The sequence below is a fragment of the Micromonospora sp. MW-13 genome (genome assembly GCF_003434305.1).
Taxonomy (GTDB): Bacteria; Actinomycetota; Actinomycetes; order Mycobacteriales; family Micromonosporaceae; genus Micromonospora.
This window is the reverse complement of the sequence record NZ_QKKX01000009.1, coordinates 181,981-199,300: the sequence shown is the minus strand read 5'-3', so window position 1 is coordinate 199,300 and position 17,320 is coordinate 181,981. Positions and strand designations below refer to the sequence as shown.

At 72.1% G+C, this 17,320-nt stretch carries 13 protein-coding genes and 1 pseudogene; 4 read left to right on the top strand and 10 right to left on the bottom strand.

The genetic code is table 11. The features are described 5' to 3' along the window. Nucleotides 1-62 precede the first annotated feature (62 nt). The 3 genes from C5N14_RS05005 to C5N14_RS04995 form a co-directional block, all read right to left on the bottom strand. Complete coding sequence (locus C5N14_RS05005; RefSeq protein ID WP_117665934.1) at nucleotides 63-920, bottom strand: SAM-dependent methyltransferase; 858 nt, start codon at nucleotides 918-920, stop codon at nucleotides 63-65. Nucleotides 921-1,061: 141 nt separating this feature from the next. Next, nucleotides 1,062-2,147: an FAD-binding oxidoreductase gene (locus C5N14_RS05000; protein ID WP_243639192.1), complete on the bottom strand. Its 1,086-nt coding sequence runs from the start codon at nucleotides 2,145-2,147 to the stop codon at nucleotides 1,062-1,064. Further along, nucleotides 2,144-2,494, bottom strand: a complete 351-nt coding sequence (locus C5N14_RS04995) for a hypothetical protein (protein ID WP_243639190.1) — start codon at nucleotides 2,492-2,494, stop codon at nucleotides 2,144-2,146. The genes C5N14_RS05000 and C5N14_RS04995 overlap by 4 nt, the downstream gene beginning before the upstream one ends. 419 nt (nucleotides 2,495-2,913) lie before the next feature. On the opposite strand from C5N14_RS04995, the gene C5N14_RS04990 reads away from it, so the two are divergent. Both C5N14_RS04990 and C5N14_RS04985 read left to right on the top strand, forming a co-directional pair. Next, nucleotides 2,914-4,380 (top strand): helix-turn-helix domain-containing protein, encoded by a 1,467-nt coding sequence (locus tag C5N14_RS04990; protein ID WP_117666897.1) that lies wholly within the window; start codon nucleotides 2,914-2,916, stop codon nucleotides 4,378-4,380. 2 nt (nucleotides 4,381-4,382) lie between these two features. Continuing rightward, on the top strand, nucleotides 4,383-5,291 hold the full coding sequence (locus C5N14_RS04985; RefSeq protein WP_243639189.1) for an aminoglycoside phosphotransferase family protein: 909 nt from the start codon (nucleotides 4,383-4,385) through the stop codon (nucleotides 5,289-5,291). Nucleotides 5,292-5,459: 168 nt separating this feature from the next. Here C5N14_RS04985 and C5N14_RS04980 read toward each other — a convergent pair whose 3' ends face one another. Then, nucleotides 5,460-6,782 (bottom strand): AAA family ATPase, encoded by a 1,323-nt coding sequence (locus C5N14_RS04980; protein ID WP_117665930.1) that lies wholly within the window; start codon nucleotides 6,780-6,782, stop codon nucleotides 5,460-5,462. 340 nt (nucleotides 6,783-7,122) lie between these two features. Between C5N14_RS04980 and C5N14_RS04975 the strand changes: the two genes are divergently transcribed. Next, nucleotides 7,123-9,237 carry a choice-of-anchor J domain-containing protein gene (locus tag C5N14_RS04975; RefSeq protein WP_243639187.1) on the top strand — a complete coding sequence of 705 codons (2,115 nt, stop codon included), beginning with the start codon at nucleotides 7,123-7,125 and terminating at the stop codon, nucleotides 9,235-9,237. A gap of 163 nt (nucleotides 9,238-9,400) precedes the next feature. Here C5N14_RS04975 and C5N14_RS04970 read toward each other — a convergent pair whose 3' ends face one another. Both C5N14_RS04970 and C5N14_RS04965 read right to left on the bottom strand, forming a co-directional pair. After that, the gene (locus tag C5N14_RS04970) at nucleotides 9,401-9,868 is read right to left on the bottom strand and encodes a PIN domain-containing protein (RefSeq protein ID WP_117665926.1); all 468 of its coding nucleotides are present in this window, start codon (nucleotides 9,866-9,868) and stop codon (nucleotides 9,401-9,403) included. Next, nucleotides 9,865-10,350 (bottom strand): helix-turn-helix domain-containing protein, encoded by a 486-nt coding sequence (locus tag C5N14_RS04965; RefSeq protein WP_117665924.1) that lies wholly within the window; start codon nucleotides 10,348-10,350, stop codon nucleotides 9,865-9,867. Before C5N14_RS04965 ends, C5N14_RS04970 begins: the two co-directional genes overlap by 4 nt. A gap of 415 nt (nucleotides 10,351-10,765) precedes the next feature. Between C5N14_RS04965 and C5N14_RS04960 the strand changes: the two genes are divergently transcribed. Continuing rightward, nucleotides 10,766-12,202: a B12-binding domain-containing radical SAM protein gene (locus C5N14_RS04960; protein WP_117665922.1), complete on the top strand. Its 1,437-nt coding sequence runs from the start codon at nucleotides 10,766-10,768 to the stop codon at nucleotides 12,200-12,202. A gap of 133 nt (nucleotides 12,203-12,335) precedes the next feature. Here the strand turns inward: C5N14_RS04960 and yidD are convergent, their stop codons facing one another. The 4 genes and pseudogenes from yidD to C5N14_RS04940 all read right to left on the bottom strand — a co-directional run bounded on the left by yidD (nucleotide 12,336) and on the right by C5N14_RS04940 (nucleotide 17,175). After that, entirely contained in the window at nucleotides 12,336-12,710 is a 375-nt protein-coding gene (yidD, locus tag C5N14_RS04955) for a membrane protein insertion efficiency factor YidD (protein WP_243639185.1), read from the bottom strand. Between the two features lie 59 nt (nucleotides 12,711-12,769). Further along, on the bottom strand, nucleotides 12,770-13,927 hold the full coding sequence (locus C5N14_RS04950; RefSeq protein WP_117665919.1) for a hypothetical protein: 1,158 nt from the start codon (nucleotides 13,925-13,927) through the stop codon (nucleotides 12,770-12,772). A gap of 706 nt (nucleotides 13,928-14,633) precedes the next feature. Beyond that, nucleotides 14,634-14,938: pseudogene (locus tag C5N14_RS34090) on the bottom strand (TipAS antibiotic-recognition domain-containing protein); the annotation flags it as partial. A gap of 17 nt (nucleotides 14,939-14,955) precedes the next feature. Next, entirely contained in the window at nucleotides 14,956-17,175 is a 2,220-nt protein-coding gene (locus C5N14_RS04940) for a bifunctional diguanylate cyclase/phosphodiesterase (RefSeq protein ID WP_243639183.1), read from the bottom strand. Nucleotides 17,176-17,320: the final 145 nt, after the last annotated feature.

The window sequence follows — 17,320 nt, the reverse complement described above, 5'->3', positions numbered from 1 at the left end:
CGGGCAAGGCAGGGGCACCTGCCGACGCGGCCGGGCACGGCAGGGGCCCTGCTCACCGGCGGTCAGGGCTTGCGGGCGACCGCGCCGTAGATCGACGCCTCGGCCAGCGGCGGGCGTTCGGACTCGGGCACCTCGGCCCGCCACCGCGTCACCGGGACGATGCCCGGCTCGACCAGGTCCAGGCCGGCGAAGAACCGGGCGATCTCCGCCCGGGACCGGGGGACGGCGTCCTGTTCGATCCGGCCCGCCGCCAGCTCGACGTTCATCCGCGCGACGATCTCGGCGGGGATGAAGTCGACGGTGACGTGACTCAGCGCCAGGTAGCTGCCCGACGGCAGCGCCTCGACCAGCCGGGCCACCACGTCGTACGGCCGCTCGGCGTCGGTCAGGAAGTGCGCCACCGCGACCAGCACCAGCGCCACCGGCCGGGACAGGTCCAGCGTGCGGCGCAGCTCGTCGGCGGCCAGGATCCGGTCCGGGTCGCGCAGGTCGGCGTCGAGGTACGCCGTCGCGCCCGTGGGGGAACTGGTCAGCAACGCCCGGGCGTGGACCAGCACCATCGGGTCGTTGTCGACGTACAGGACCCGTGACTCGGGGGCCACGGCCTGGGCCACCTCGTGGGTGTTGTCGGCGCTCGGGATGCCGGTGCCGATGTCGAGGAACTGCCGGATCCCGGCCTCGGCGGCCAGGTACCGCACCGCCCGCTGGAGGAACGCCCGGTTCTCCCGGGCCAGGGTGCGGATCGCCGGGTACACGGCCGCTATCTGGTCACCGGATCGGCGGTCCACGGCGAAGTTGTCCTTACCGCCGAGCCAGTAGTTGTAGCGCCGGGCAGGGTGGGGCACGCTGGTGTCGAATCGGTCGGAGAGCCGAGCGGTGTGGTCGTCCTGAGGGGTTGCGGAACCCACGGGAATCCTCATCGTTCGTACGGCCAGGAAAGGCCCCGGTCAGCCGGAGGTTTCCCGATCGGCCGGCGCCCCCGCACAGCGTATGCGTCCGACCGCCGGGCCGCTGACCCGCCGGTCATCGCTGCGTGTCTCCCGCGGCGAGGGTGGGTGCGGTCAGCGCTCGCAGCCGTCGGGCAGGTGGATGTGGGCGGCGGGCACCCCGGCGGCGCGCAGCCGCAGCCGCGCGCCGGCCACCATCGCGGGCGGGCCGCAGGCGTAGACGTGCTGGCCGGGCCGGTGGTGCCGCAGGGCGACGGTGAGGGCGTCGCCCCGCTCGGCGGGCTCGGCGTGCGCGTCGTGGGAGAACGCGGGCACGACGGTCAGCCAGTCGTGGGCGACCTGGAGCTTGTCGAGGCTGACCGGGTCGTACAGGTCGGCGAAGGCACGGACGCCGCTGACCAGGGTCACCCGCCGGCCGGCCGGCGCGGCGGCGACCTGTTCGACCAGGGCGCGCAGCGGGGCGAGCCCGGTGCCGCCGGCGGCGAGAAGCAGGTCGGCGGACGAGTCGGGGGCGAGGGTGAGGCCGGCGCCCCGGGGCGGGCCGAGCCAGAGCCGCCCGCCGGGGCGTACCCGCTCGACGAGGACGCGGGAGACGGCACCGGCGGCGCGGACGTGCAGCTCGATGGTGCCGTCGGCGCGGGGCGCGTTGGCGGGCGAGTACCAGCGCCAGCGGCCGGGCAGACCGGGCACGCTGACCGGCACCGCCTGGCCGGGGCGGAACGGCAGCCGCCGCCAGGGACGTACGGTGAGGATGGCGACGCCCTCGGCAGGCCGGTCGTGGTCGAGCACCTCGACCGGCCACCAGGCATGGCCGTCGCCCACCCGTTCGGCGGCCTGCCGGACGGCGGTCAGCGCGCGGCGGGCGGCGCTGTCCCAGCCGGCGGCCAACGCTGACGTCCACCGTGGACGGGTATGCCGGGCGACGGTGGCGACCAGCGCGTCGCCGACCAGCGCCTGGTGGTGCGGGCCGAGGTGACAGTCGCGCCAGGCCCGACCGAGAACGGTCAGCAGCGCGGCCCGGCCGGCGCGGTCGTCGTCGCCGGTGGCGAGCCAGCCGAGGGCGGCGAGGAACAGGGGCGCGTCCCGCTCGGGCAGGAGGGTGGGCATCCGGTCGGCGAGCGTGCACCAGAAGTGGTCGGCGGCCCGGTCGATGCCGGCGACGGTGACCGCCCAGGTGGCGGCGAGGTCGACGCCCCTCACCGGCCGGCTCCGGTTGGATGTGCCTTCCCGGCGGCCCCGGTTGGGCGTGCCTCCCCGGCGAAGGCGGCGCGGGCGGCGGCGATCGCGGCCGGCGGCACGTCGAGAGCCCAGAGCACCCCGGCGAGGTAGTCGACCAGCCGCCGGTGCTGCTCTTCCCCCAGCCCGAGCCCCGGCCAGGCATCCGCCGCCGCGCGCCCGTCGAGCGCCGCGCCGAGGGTCGCCGCCAGGTGGTCGGCGAGCCGGCCCAGATCGACGCCGACCAGGTACGGCTCCAGCTCCGCGTCCGCCGCCACCAGCCGCAGCCACCGCCACACGGCCTCCCGCACGACCTCGTCCGAGTACGCCACGCTCACGCTCCCTGCTTTGGAAGGGCCCTCGTCGACGGGTTCGATAGAGGACGGGCCCGGTTGATGGGTGAAGTGGCACCGGGGCGGGCGGGGGCGGGGACACATCGGGGGAAGACGCATCCCCGGAGCCGGCACCCGCCCCGGGCCATGTGAAGCAGCCTGCCGGGCGTGGCCGGACGTGCCATGACGGCGATCAACTCACCGACATGTTCGGTGCGTATTCCCCTGACTACTCAGGAGCAGTGGCGCAAAGGTCCCTCACCGACGCGATGCCTGAGGAGGTCAGCAGCGGCACGATGCCAGCAAGGGCCCTCGCCGGTATGCGCGGTACGTATACCGGCCCTCCACGGAGCGGATTTGAATGGATAGGCTCGACGAGGCGCTACGGACGGAGCCACCCGCGAATGGCGAGGTTTCCCGTGACACACGCGAACTGCCCCAGGTGTGGCGGCCGGCTGGCCCGCGACAACGACAGTGGCCGGTGCACCCCGTGCCAGGCCGCCGAGCGCGACCGACTGAGCCGGCCACCGATTGTGCCGGCCAACTTCTGGGAACACGAGCCGGTACGGCGGGCGCTGGCGGAGCGGCACCTCGGGCGGGTGATCCGGGCATTCCGCTGCCACCCGTACCACGGGCGGAACCCACTGCCACAGAGCGCGGTCGCCGGCTGGCTGGGCATCACCCAGGCACAGCTCAGCCGGGTCGAGAACGGCTCTCCGATCGTCCACCTTGACCGCCTCACCCACTGGGCGCAGGTACTCCGCATCCCCGGCGAGCACCTGTGGTTCGCGCTTCCCGAGACGAACGGCAGGGTAAGTAGAGGTCTGCTGTCTGCGCCTGCTCAGGACCAGCCTTCCTCGGAGCCGCCCCACGGAGGCCGACGGGCGTTGCTGGCCGGTATCGCAGCCGTGGCTGCGGGGGCCGGGCTGATTGCGACGACGGGCGTCACCCAACCGCGTCGCATCGGCGCCAGGGATGTCGCTCGCCTCAACGCGGTTCTGGAGCTGTACCGGTCAGTGGACTACGAGAGCGGAGGCGGCCTGCTGTACCGGGAGGTGGCTCATTTCGCGGAGTCGGTGTACGGCATGCTCGACTGGTCGCACACGCAGGCGTTGACCTCCAGCCTCGTTGCGTCGGTGGCGGCAGCTCGGCAGTTGGCCGGTTGGACGGCTCTCGACGCGGGCAAGCACAGCGACGCCCACCGTCATTTCGTCGCAGCCGAACGAGCCGCACTCGCTGCGGACGATGCACCTCTGGCCGCGATGATCCGCTATTCCCAGGCCAAGCAGCTACAGCATCTCCGCCACAACCGGGACGCGCTCGCGACGTTGCAGCTTGCCCGCGCCCACGTCGGGGTGCAGGCCACACCAGCGGTCAAAGCTCTGCTCCTGGGCGCGGAGGCCGCGTCGCTCGCCGCGCTCGGTGCTCACCGGGAGGCGGTGACCACGCTCGGCAAGGCCAGCGACGAGTTCGACCGCATCGACGGTGGCCGCGAACCGGAGTGGATGAGTTTCTACGATCGTGGCGAGTTGCTCGCCCAGTACGGCCGCGTCTACCGAGACCTGGCGCGCCGGGACGAGACGCACGCCCCTGAGGCGGTGCGCTGGGTGGAAAGCGCCATTGCCGCATTCGGTCCGGCGAACGTTCGCAGCACGCTGCTCAACGAGGTCGGCCTGTGTAGCGCGCTGTTCCTCGCCGATCAGCCCGAGCAGGCGCTGACGGTCGGCACGCGCGTCCTGAACCAGGCCCGATCCATGAGTTCAAGGCGGGTGATCGACCGGGTCGGCAACCTGCGACGCGATCTGGCGCGGCATCGCAAGGTACCTGAGGTCGCTGAGTTCGAGCACAGCCTGAGCCTGGCGACGATCCACCCAACAGCAGGCTGAGCATGGCTGAAACAGGGCGGTTCACCGAGAAGGCAATGACAGCGGCCATGCACCAGGTTGCCGCCGGTCTGGGAGTGCCCACCAGGGATGCGCGACTGTTGCGCCTGACCAACAACGCTGTCTTCGCGCTGCCCAGCGCCGCGATCGTGATCCGTATCGCCCGCACCCACCAGCTCTATGAGCGGGTGAACAAGGTTGTCCGGCTGGCGCATTGGTTCGCTCACGTCGACGCGCCGGCCATCCGGCTGGCGGCGGATGTCGAGCAGCCAGTGCAGGTCGGCCGCCTGCTGGCCTCCGTCTGGAAGTACGTCCCGCCGACCTTGCCGGCACCGACAGCCGAAGACCTCGGTCGAGCCCTACGGGAGTTCCACATGCCTGGCGTTCCGCCGTTTCCTCTGCCCATGTGGGATCCAATTGGCGACGCGCGCCGGAGGCTGGACGATGCCGAAGGACTCGGCGATCACGCTCGCGACTTCCTGGTGGACTGGTGCAACCGCCTGGAACCTCGGCTGGCAGCGCTGCGCCGAGACACGGAGGGACAACTGATCCACGGGGACGCCCATGTCGGCAACCTGCTCCGCGAGCCGTCAGGCCGGGCTGTGCTGTGCGACTTCGATGCGACATGCGTAGGGCCTCGGCAGGTTGACCTGGTAGCAGTTGCTGTCGGCGAAGCCCGGTTCGGTGGGGTCGACTCCTATCAGTCGCTGGCGGACACCTATGGATACGACGTCACCACCGACCCGAGCTGGCCCCTGTTGCGGGAGGCCCGCGAGCTGAAGATGATCGTTGCGGCCGTTCCGCTGCTGGCGAGTTCCGCCAGCATCGTCCGGGAGTTCACCACCAGGCTTCGTTCCGTGATGGAGGGCAACCACCAGGCGCGCTGGACGCCGTTCGCCAACCTGATCTGCTGAGAAACAACCGTCATGGGCACGACCCCAGAGTCCAGCCAGTCTCGGACTTCGGGCTCAAGCTCCACACCACCCCAGGCCATAGCATCGATGCTATGGAACCCAAGGCATCCGACGCTTGAAGCTGACCTCGTGTGTCGCGGCGCCGAACTCAGCGACGAAAGTCCCCGGTCAGATCGGGCACATCGGGTCGGCCAGCCTGGCCAGCAGATGCTGGTGGGCCTGCCAGCCGTCGGGGAACTTGACCGGGACGTCGAGGTGCACCGGCTCGGACGACGGGTGGGCGTCCAGCAGCTCCGCGATCCCCGCCCGTGCCACCACGACGCACGCGTGCCGGTGCCGGGACGTGAGCACGCACAGCCGCCCCGACTCCAGGTGGAACGCCGTCGCGTCCCGCCGCCCGGACAGCGGGTGCAGCACGATCGTCACGTCGTACTCGCGGCCCTGGAGCCGGTTGGCGGTGTCCACCGTGATGCCCGCCCCGGCCGCGCCGAGGTGCGCGCGGATGGCCGCGACCTGGTCGCGGTGCGCGGCCCCGACGGCGATCCGGTCGGCGGTGACCGGTGCGCCGGCCGGCGCGTGCTCGGAGACGGCGACCGCTCCCCGCCGCAACACCCGCAGCGCGAGCGCGGCGCAGGCCGCGACCGCCTCGGCGTCGGTGCGCAGGGTGTGCCGTTCCGGCAACTCGTACAGTGCCCAGCCCGTCGCCGCCGCCAGCTCCACCGCCGCGTCGACGGCGTCCCCCGGCCCCGCCTCGGTCAACGCGAGCGCCCGGTCGTCGATGCCGGTGCCGGCACGGAACCCGGTGAACGGGTAGAACGCCGCCGCGACCACCGGCGCCGCCGACGCGGGCAGCCGCCAGGACACCGGCAGCCGGTGCACCGGCAGCTCCGGGTTGTGCCGCAGCAGCACCGCCACCGCGGACTGCATCGGATCCCAGGTCAGCCCCGTCCACCGCGCGGTCTCGACCGTCGAGAACGGGTCGAGCTGCCCGGGATCCCCCACGAACAGGGCCCGCTCGACCCTGCCGGCCACCCGCAACAGGGCGTCCGACCGCATCTGGTACGCCTCGTCCACGATCGCCCACGGCCAGGAGCCGTCGCTGACCATCGCCCACTTGGCGGCCGTACCGATGATGACGGCCGGCTCGCCGAGGTCGGCGACCTTCGCGGCGACCCGGACCGTGTCGTGGCCCTTCACCCGGTCGGTCGGCTTGTACTCGGTGGCCGAGAGCCGGCCGATCCGCAGCTCCGGGGCCTTGCGGGCGAGCCGGTCGACGAGGTCGTCGACCTGCTCGTTGGTCTGCGCGATGATGATCAACGGCTCACCGGCGGCGGCCAGCTCGGCGGCGGCCCGGACCACCAGGGTCGACTTGCCGGCCCCGGGCGGCGAGTCGACCACCACGCCCCGGTGGTCACCGGAGCGCAGGTCGGCCAGCACGGCCGTGATGACGCGCTCCGCCTCGACGGCGGGCGGCACCTCCAGCCCGAGCATCGATCTCCCCTCCCACCAGGTGCTGCGCACCCTACCCGCCGGCACCGACACGGCCGTACCCACGGCTCCGGTAGGGGCACGCGGCGTCCACAAGGGAGGAGGGCCGGCCCGGTGGAGACGGATCGTGCGGTAGGACGATTGCCAAAGGCAATCATTGCCAGTACGAACATGGATGTTATCCCGGTGGATTTCGACGGCGACCCCGTCAACCGGATTCACATCACCCAAAGGGGGGCCCATGGCACGCAGCCGCATCGCCGGTGCAGCAGCCATCACACTCGTTTTACCACTTATGGGCGTCCTTCCCGCGTCAGCCGCGACGGCCGCGCCCGAGCAGCCCGTGGCGAAGCAGGCTCAGCCCAGCGACACCCGGGAGCTCACCCGCAAGGACTTCACGCTGGACGGCCGCAAGGTCGAGACGCCGGCCCGGTACCAGCCGCGCACGCAGTCGCGTTCGAAGACCACGTCCGCCGCGGCGACGCCGCCGGTCGGTACGGTCCGGCAGTGGCTCGGCATGGACGACCTCCAGGGCCAGCTCTACCGCAAGGACTACACGCTGCGGGGCGTTGGCAACAACGTCGAGGTGTGGGTCGCCAACGACATCGCCTTCCCGGCCGGCGACTGCCGAACCCAGATCCCCTCGTCGACGCAGATCACCGACGAGCAGGTGGCGAGCTTCGTCCACGAGTTCGACACCAACATGTACCCGAAGGAGACGGCCGCGTTCAGCACGCCGCCGGACCGTGACGGCACCAACGCCCTGCTCGGACCGGACGCCAACGGCAACGGCGGCGACTACACCGGCGGCGGCAACAAGACGGTCACCCTGGTCGACAACGTCCGGGACGACAACTACTACGGGTTCCCGGCCAACCCGACCTACATCGCCGGCTTCTTCTCGGCCCAGTTCAACGAGCTGTTCGACCGCAACGTCATGACCGTCGACGCGTTCGACTGGGCCCACCGCACCGGCGCGAACCCGCCGAACGAGCCCACCAACGACCTGTGCACCAGCCGCCCGGCCCGTCCCTTCAGCTACGAGGGCACCTTCGCCCACGAGTGGCAGCACCTGGCGCACTACTACACCGACCCCTTCGAGGGGAACTGGATCAACGAGGGCCTGTCCGACTTCGCCCAGACGCTGACCGGCTACGTCGACACCACGACGACCGTCTTCGACCGGGGAGCCGACAGCCACCTCTACTGCTACCAGGGCTTCGGCACGGTGCAGACGCCGTACAACGTCAACCCACGGGACTGCGGCGGCCCGGAGAACTCGCTCACCCTCTGGGGCGAGAGCCCGAACCCGAACGCGGTGCTCGCCGACTACGGCAACGCGTACTCGTTCATGCAGTTCCTGTACGACCGGTACGGCACGGACATCATCTCCCGGCTGCACAACGACGGTGAGCGGCAGGGGCTGGCCAGCCTGGACGCGGCGCTGAAGGCCAAGGGCGTCAGCAAGATGTACCAGGTCATCCACGACTACCAGACGATGACGCTGGTCGACAAGATCGTCGGTGACTCGCAGCACGGGGTCATGCTCGGCGTACCGAAGAGCCGGGTGACCACGCCGAGCCTGCGCTCCACGGTCAACCTGGCCAACCCGGCCGCCAACGCCACCCCGGGGGCGGCGCCGAACGGGGCCGACTTCGTACCGTTGCAGAAGGCCGACGGGCAGCTCCTGCGCGGCCGTGACCTGCGTTCGCTGTCGTTCCAGGCCGCCAAGACGCTGCCGCCGCTGCCGCTGGCGTGGACCGTCGTGTCGAACGACCCAGACCGCTCCGGCAACCCGGTCCTGTGGTCCGGGAACGGCAACAACATCGACGCCGGGGCGGTCACGTCGGTCGCCGTGCCGACCGCCGACCCGACGCTGCGCTTCGCCGCCAAGTACGGCGCGGAGTTCGGCTTCGACTACGGTTACGTCACCGTCTCCACCGACGGCGGCGCGACCTACACCGCCATCCCGGGTGACAAGACGGTCGACGGGCCGTTCGGTCCGGCGCTCAACGGGACGACCGACGGGTTCGAGGCGCACTCGTTCGACCTGTCCGCGTACGCCGGCAAGACGATCCTGCTCGGCTTCCGCTACGTCAGCGACGGCGGCGTCAACGAGGGCGGTCTGCTGCTCGACGACATCACCGTCGGCGGCACGGCGGTCAGCGACGGCAGCAGCCTCACCCCGTTCGACTCGCCGACGGAGATCAAGCCGATCACCGTCAACAACTGGAACCTGCGCCTGATCGGCATCGACGAGCAGCACTCGATCGCCGCGCAGTTCGAGTTCGACGGCCGGTCGGGCCTGACGCTGAACCGGGCGCAGCTCGCCCTGCTCAGCCCGTTCCCGAAGGTCGTCGCCGTGGTCGCCTACGACGAGCCGACCGAGCAGGTCAACCAGTACGCGCCGTACACGCTGACGGTCAACGGAGTGGTCCAGCCGGGCGGCACCGCCTGACCTGACCCAGCACAACCCCCGGGCACCTGTCGCCGATCTGGTGGCAGGTGCCCGGGCACCCCTATCGGGGACCACCATCACAGCGCCCGCTCGAACCTTCCGGCGTCCGACCGCATGGTGAACCTGGCTGGTCAATAGAGGTACCAGCCGCCACACCGATTCGCTACCGCTCAGGTGTCAGCTTCACGGAAACCCGGTGGGCAAACCGGGTGACCCGGCATCCGGCCAGGCCGGCGAGAATGTCGTCGATGTCCAGTCTCGGCCGCCCACCCCTTCCGGTGGCCTCCGCTTGCTGCATGATGACCTCCGCAATCCGATCCGGGGCGGCGTCCAGCAGGGCGCAGAGGAAATCGTCGGGGTGCAGCGCTTCGATGGCATACGGCGCGAGCGCGTGGTCGGGAAAATCGCGGAGGTTGGCGGTGACGATCGCCTCCGGGAAGTGCTCACGCATGACCTCGATCCGACGTTCGGCTTTTGCGCCGCGAACCGAAGTCGGCAGGTTCCGACGCACCTCGTTGAGGATCGCCTCGGACCAGACCGGGCGATACAGATCCTGCTCGGCGCAACGGAGCAGGGTGTCGGCGAGGACACTGGGCACGAGAACGCACGCATCCAGCACGGCTACGATCATCGGCGGTCGTCACGCCCCGGCTGATCGTCCGACGGCTCGCGCCCACGCCGCATCGCCTCGTCGTAGACGCCCATGTCGATCGCGTCCCCGGTGAGCTCGTCCAGCGCCTCGCGCCGGGCCTTCGATCGCTGCTCCCTGTAGGCCAGCACGTCGTGCAGGGCAACCCGGCGACTGGAGTTGGGGCGGGTGTAGGGCAACAGGCCGTCGTTCATCAGCTTGACCACGGTCGGCCTCGTCACTCCGAGGATCGCGGCAGCCTCTCCGGTAGAGAGCTCGACGTTTTCCTGCATCACCCGCACCGGTCGCCCGCGGCCCAGGATCGAGACAACCTCAGCCAGCGCCTCGCCCACCACAGCCGGCACGTCCACCGGCTCCGACCCATCGATGATCAGCTGCAATCGCCGCCCTCGAAGGAATCGCCGGGCAAAACGCCTGAGTTCCTCGCCGTTGGGCTCCACGCCGCCTGCCGGCACCACGGTCACAACATCACCCTCCGGACGCCTCGAACCCACCCCACCATACCCGCCAAGACGAAAAAAACGATAGCGAGTAGGGAACCGGGCAGGTCAGGCGCTTCCGTCTCCTGCCAGCGGACCTCGCACCGCCCCAGCCAGCCAGCGATGTCGGCCGCCGACGCCGCGTTGCCCGGCCGGTCGAGGCGCCTACCTGTACGCGGGGCCGATGGCGTACCGGGAGCACACCGGGGACCGGCCGATGCGGATCGTCTGGGAGCTGACTCACCCGCTGCCGGCTGACGTCCACTCCGCCGCCCGGACGATCGCCGCCTGATCGTTCTTCCGCACCCCGGTCGAAACGGTTCGGGGAGGGGGGTTGCACTATCCGATAAGACGGACATTCATATTTTCCCATCTCCACAGCGTGTGTTAACCCTGGGCGATGACGACTTCACCGACAGTGGCATCGGCGGCCGGCAGGCCGGGGCCGTCTGAACAGCCCATCCTCGGCGTCGAGCCGGGCACGCCGCTCGACCTGCTGCTGGTCAACGCGCCGCTGCGCGACTACACGCTCCGTCCCCGGGTCAACGACTTCACGCTGCCGGTGCTCGGCATGGGCTACCTCGCCACCTACGCCACGGTGCAGGGCTTCAGCGTGGGCGTGCTCGACGGGGAGTCCCTCGGCCTCGGCATCGACCGGATCCAGAGCCTCGTCAACGAGGCCGCGCCCCGCTGGGTGGGATTCAACCTGCTGGCACCGACGTACGAGCTGAGCGCCCGGATCGCCGCCGGCCTCGACCCCGCGATCCAGGTCATGGTCGGTGGTCACCAGGCGAAGGCGATGCCGGAGGCGGTCATCGCGGACTCGCGGTTCGCCCGCCTGGAGGCGCTGATCGTCGGCGAGGCCGAGACCCGGGTCGCCGAGCTGCTGAACGACCACCGCCAGCGGGTGCGGCTTCCGGGCGTGCTGTGGCGGGACCCGATCCTGGGTACGCCGGTCACGGGCGGCGAGGCGGGGACAGGCTGGCACCTGGCGCCGGACATCAACTCGCTGCCGTTCGTCGACCGGCGGTTCTTCGCCGACGACCCGTACCGGCCGGACGAGGGGCCGTGGGAGGCGGCGATGGTGGGCGCCCGCGGCTCCCCGTACGACTGTTCGTTCTGCGGCGCGGCCGTCAGCGCCAACCCGGACGTCACCGTCCGCACCCGGGAGCCGGACAACATCATCGCCGAGATGGACGAACTCAACATCCAGTACGGCGTGCGGGCGTTCCGGTTCGTCGACGACTTCTTCCTCGGCCACGAGCGGTTCATCCGGCGCTGCATGGCCGCCTTCACCTCAGCCGACGTCGGCAGCCGGTACGCCTGGGACGCCACCGGCCGGATCAACATCCTCGCCCGCACCGACGACGCCCTGCTGGAGACGATCGCCGCGAACGGCTGCCGGGAGGTCGCCCTCGGCATCGAGTCCGGCAGCGAGCGGGTTCTCGGCCACATCGGGAAACGGATCAGGCCCGAGCTGACCCGGGACGTGGTCCGCCGGCTCACCCGCTGGGGCATCAACGTCAAGGGGTACTTCATCCTCGGCCTGCCCACCGAGACGCGCGCCGAGCTGGAGGAGACCGTCCGGTACGTACACGAGCTGTGGGATCTGACCGAGAACGCGCCCGGCTCCTTCCGGGCGAGCGTCTTCGAGTTCCGGCCCTACCCCGGCACGCCGGAGTGGCACCGGTTGCTGGCGACGGGCCGGTACGCCCCGGCGCGACTGCTGGACCACAGCGCCGTGGACCTCCAGTTCGGGGAGGTCGGGTTACCGCACGTGCGGCGCCGGCTGGTGGAGCTGGCCCGGGCCCAGCACGAGCGACTGTTCGGCCGGTGACCGCCAAGTGCGTCGGCTCGGCGGAGACGGAACTGTCGCAGCCCGGCCCTCGCCTCGCCTCGCCACGACACAAAGGACGCCGGCTCCGGCCGTCGGAACGGCCGGAGCCGGGCTGGACGCAGGAAACGGGCGGTCAGCGGACCGGGTCGTGGGTGCCCCGGGGCACGGCGGGCTTGCAGCGGCGCAACCGCTCGGCGGCCATCCGCCCGCCCACGGCCAGCCCGTACCGCTCGACGGCGGTCAGCCCGTACGCGCTGCACGTCGGGGTGTAGCGGCACTGGCCCGGCCAGCGGTGCGACAGCCAGCGCCGGTAGCCGAGGATGGCGGCCCGGCCGGCCCGGTCGACGACCGGCGCCCGGGTGGCCCCGGCGGCCACCGAGCCGAGGGTGAGCATGAACGAGAAGAGCCCGAAGTCGCAGCAGTCCGGACCGTCGCAGTCGCAGTCGGAGCAGGAGTTGTCGCCGCGCCGCTTCTTCTTACGGTGGTGGTCCCGCTTCAGATTGATCACGCCGCTGATGATGCGACACCCGCGCCACCCCCGCACCCCGCCGGCCCGGGACGGCGGGCTCAGGTCCAGACGGTGCGGCGCAGGCCGTCGTGGGTGGCGCACGCGTCGGCACGACCGCCGGTGAGGCTGAACGCGCCGTCGCGGCACTGCACCAGGTAACCCTTCCCGGCCCAGAAGTCCTGCCCGCAGTCGAAGTAGTCGCACACCCGCACGTCCGGCTTGCGGATGCGGGAGCCGCCGCAGTAGTCGTACCCGAACGGGTTGGCCGGGGCGCCGCAGAGCCCGTCGCGTTCCGGGGTGGGTGACCCGGTGCCGCGCCGGGGCTGTTCGAGGGCCGCCCGGCCGACGGCAGCGGCGCGGGAGGTCGGGCGCGCCGTCGGCGCCCGGGTCGGGGTCGGGGTGGGGGTGAGGGCGGCGGTCGCGGCGGCGGCGACATCCGAGCCGGGCCGCACCGGGGGGTCGGAGTCCAGGAGCACCGCGGGCACCAGCAGCACCGCGGCGGCGGCCACCGCGACGGTACGCCGGCCGCCCGGCAGCCGGGCGGTGAGCCGCGCCTGGCCGGGGGTGGCGATGGCCGGGCGGAACGGCCGGGTCTGGTCGTGCTCGGCGATCAGCTCGTCGAGCTGGGCGAGCACGGCCCCCCGCTGCTCGATGGCGTCGGCGAAGGCCAGGGTGAGGGTGAACCGGAACTCGGCGGCGGCCTCGGCGGGCAGCAGCAGCCCGGAGGTGCGCCGCCGGTCCAGGACCTGGATCAGCGTCACCGGCGCCGCCGGGTCGTGGGCCAGCCCGGTCATCCTCCCGTACGCCCAGTCGCGCCGGCCGCGCCCGCCGAGCAGGACCAGCCGGCGGTCGGTGACCACGGCGATCCCGGCGTCGGTGACCTTGACCCCGTCGGGGCGCCGCTGGTGCAGCGACGGCTGGTCCGGATCGACGCCGAGGTCGGGAGCGGGCAACACGGCGGTGTGCCGCAGCTCGACCAGTTGCGCGGCGGGCAGCGCCCAGTGGACCCGCTCGCCGGGGGCGAGTGCGAGGGGCAGGCCGGCGCCCGCCGTCGCGCGCCGGCCGAAGTCGACCGCCGCCGCGCGCAGCCGCCGCAGCTCCTCCGCGCGCCGCCGCCACGCCTGCTCGGCGTCGCGGTACGTCCGCCGTCGTCGTTCGTTCTGCCGGTACGCCCAGCGGTACCGCCACGTGGAACCCGTCGAATCAGTCTTCGCCACGCCGACTCCTTCGCCGCGCGAGCCACCAGCCGGGGTGTCATCCGGATCAACGGTGCCGACCGGCGGGACGGCCCCGTAGAAGCGGGCGAATCACCTGATCGGTGGACAAGAACCGACAAGAAGCGGATGACACCGCACCGATTCACGTTCCGCCGGTGGTGCTCGGCGGTGCCGTGTGGATCGGTGGGCCGCTGGGTAGATGGCAGCCCAGCCGGGTCGCGACGCCGCGCCGGCAGCACCGACGCGAGGGGGGACCCGTGACCGGCCCGGATCAGCGCCCGCCTGTCGGGGCCGGTTGTCGGGCCGGTTGTCGGGCCGGTAGTCGGGCCGAGTGTCGGGCCGGTAGTCGGGCCGAGTGTCGGTGTCGCGGAGACCGGGTCGCGGTCGCGGTCGGCGGGGACCGGGCCGGATCCCGGTCCCCGCCCCGATCCGGGATCCGCCCCGATCCTGTCCCCACCATTGCCCCACCGGTGCCCTTTGGAGCTGATGTTCCAAACGCATCACCGGGATCGGCCATCGGCGCGGTTCCACCCCTCCCACCAACACCCCGGCCGTGATGTCACAGACGACTCAGCTCCAAAGGGCCCGCGAAGGTGTGCCTGCCCCGGCCGGCCCAGCCCCGCCGGCACGACGCTCGCCGGTCAGGCCCGGTGCTGGCCAGGCCCGGTGCTGGCCAGGCCCGGTGCTGGCCAGGGCGGGTGACGGATCAGGCCCGGGTGATCGCGTTGGCGTGGATCGCCTCGCTTACGTAGGTGGCCATCCCGGGACGGATGTTTCTCGAAGTATGCGGTGAACCGCTCGTCGGCCATGTTCCTCGGCGTGCGTGTCGGGTCGAAGTCACCGAAGACCTCGAACCGCTACTGCGGGGTCAGTCTGAGGTTCATCCTTCTCGCCTCCATCGCGAGCTCGATCGCCGCGACCATGTCCTGGAGCTTTCCGATCCGCACGGTGAGCAGGTCGCGCTGCCGGCGCAGGTGCGCCGCCGGGTCGGGCGTGCGGGTCGTCGAGGATCTGCCGCAGCGTGCGGGTCAACCCTGACTCTGCGGCACCGGGGTAAAGGCGGCGCGCAGGTCGGCGAGGTTGGTGGGGCGGCCGTACCGCCAGCCCTGGCCGTGGACGCAGCCGATCGCGGTGACCGCCGCGTGCTGCCCGTCGGTCTCCACCCCCTCGGCGACCACGGTCAGGTCGAACGCCCCGGCCAACCGGGTCACCATCTCCACCGTCGCATAAGCGCGGGCGTCCTCGCCGAGCCGGGCCACGAACGACCGGTCGATCTTCAGCTCCGTGGCCGGGATGTGGTGCAGGTAGCTCAACGACGAGTAGCCGGTGCCGAAGTCGTCGATCGCGATCCGGATGCCCAGCTCGCGGAGCTGGCGCAGCCGGTCCAGCACCGTGTCGCTGCCGTCGATCAGCGCCGACTCGGTCAGCTCCAGGGTCAGCGCGCGGGGTGCCAGGCCGGCACCGGCGGTGGCCGCGGTGACGGTGGCGATCAGGTCCGGCCGGCGCAGGTGCGCGGCGGCGATGTTCACCGCGACGGTCGCCTCGGGGGCGCGGTCCCGCCAGGTGGCGGCGGCCCGGCACGCCTCGTGGATCACCCACCGGTCGATCGGCAGGATCAGCCCGGTCTCCTCGGCCAGCGGCAGGAACCGCGCCGGGGTGAGCAGCCCCAGCCGGGGGTGCCGCCAGCGCACCAGCGCCTCGGCGCTGCGCACCTCGCCGGTGGCCAGGTCGACGATCGGCTGGTACTCCAGGTGCAGTTGCTCCTCGTCGACGGCGCGGCGCAGGTCGGCGATCAGCTCGGCCCGACTCACCGTCGCCTCCCGCAGGGCAGGGGTGCAGGTGCGGTACGCGGACTTGCCGCCCGCCTTGGCGGCGTACATGGCGATGTCGGCGTCGCGGAGCAGGTCGGTGTGGGAGGCGTGCTGCGGGCCGTACTCGGCGATGCCGATGCTGGCCGAGGGGTGCACGCCCGCCTCCTCCTCCCCGGCGGAGGGTTGCAGGGCGGCGAGCAGCCGCTCGGCCACCCGCTCCGGCCGGACCTGCCGGTCGCCGTCGAGGAGGACGGCGAACTCGTCGCCGCCGAGGCGGGCGATGCTCCCGTCGTCGGCCACGGCCCGCGCCATCCGGCCGGCGATACTGGTCAGCAAGCTGTCACCGGCGCTGTGCCCGAACCGGTCGTTGACCTGCTTGAAGCCGTCCAGGTCCAGCAGCAGCACGGCGACCGGGGCCTCGTCGCGCAGTGCCCGGCGCAGCCGGCGGGTGAACATCAGCCGGTTCGGCAGGCCGGTGAGCTGGTCGATGTAGGCGAGCCGGCGCAGCCGGGCGACCAGCCGGAGGTTCTCGTTGGCGGCCAGCCCCTGCCGCAGCGCCAGGACGCCGAGCAACGCCATCATGCCGACGAAGACCAGGTGCGGGGTCTGCCCGGTGGGCCGCCGGGCCAGCATCACCGCCACGACCGCCCCACCCACCGGCAGGTACGGCAGGGCGACCCGCCACCAGGGCGGCAGCGGCGACTCGGTGGGCTCCTCGGCGTCGTCGGAGGCCGGGGGCAGCGGGTACCGGCTGGCAGCACCGATCAACAGATAGCTCAGCGGCCAGCAGACGTCGATCGGGTGGCCGGGGGCGTAGCCGCCGTGCGCGACGAGCGAGACGTACGCGGCGTCGGCGACCGCCCGGGTGGCGAGGCTGGCCCCGATCAGGGTCAGCGGGCGCCACATCGGCCGGGCCGGGCCGGCCACCGCGACCAGGATGGTCAACTGCATCAGGTCGAGCATCGGGTAGAGCAGCCCGAAGGTGCGCAGCGGGTCGGCGAGGTCGGCGGCGGCGATGTCGCGGAACACCACCACCCAGCCGATCGGGATGAGGGCTAGCCCGACGATGACGCCGTCCAGCACCGTCCGGGCCCGCCCGACGGCGCTGCGCGGGGCGGCGAAGGAGCAGAGCAGCGCGGCGGTGCCGGTGACGATGCCGAGGGTGAACAGCGACCCGATCAGCGGGGTGTGCGGCAGGCCGTCCCCGCCGAGCCGCTGCACCGTCCACACTGTCCGGCCGAGCGCGGCGAGGCCCATGGTGGCCGCGAGCAGCGCCCAGAACCGGCGCAGCGGCGCGGGGTGCCGGCGGGCCGCGGCGACGCACGCGTACCCGGCCCAGCCCGCCACGGCGACCGCGCCGAGGTCGCTGACCAGGGCCGTGCCGGGCAGGCGGGCGACCAGCCAGACCGCCTCGGTGAGCAGGACGATCGCGGCCACGACGAGTCCGGCCCGACCGGGCCGGTGCACCCCGGCGGGGGTCGTGCGGGGGTGAGGCGCGTCGTGGGGCAGCACAGTGGTCGCTCCGGCTTCCTCTCCTTCGCGCACCTCGACGGTGAGGACCGGTCGTTGACGGCGAACGACG

What these genes read in the sequence shown, in the direction of transcription:
- C5N14_RS04985 (WP_243639189.1), top strand. Translation starts at nt 4,383, where the DNA reads ATGGCTGAAACAGGGCGGTTCACCGAGAAGGCAATGACAGCGGCCATG.
- C5N14_RS04960 (WP_117665922.1), top strand. Translation starts at nt 10,766, where the DNA reads ATGACGACTTCACCGACAGTGGCATCGGCGGCCGGCAGGCCGGGGCCG.
- C5N14_RS04980 (WP_117665930.1), bottom strand. Translation starts at nt 6,782, where the DNA reads ATGCTCGGGCTGGAGGTGCCGCCCGCCGTCGAGGCGGAGCGCGTCATC.
- C5N14_RS04970 (WP_117665926.1), bottom strand. Translation starts at nt 9,868, where the DNA reads ATGATCGTAGCCGTGCTGGATGCGTGCGTTCTCGTGCCCAGTGTCCTC.
- C5N14_RS05005 (WP_117665934.1), bottom strand. Translation starts at nt 920, where the DNA reads ATGAGGATTCCCGTGGGTTCCGCAACCCCTCAGGACGACCACACCGCT.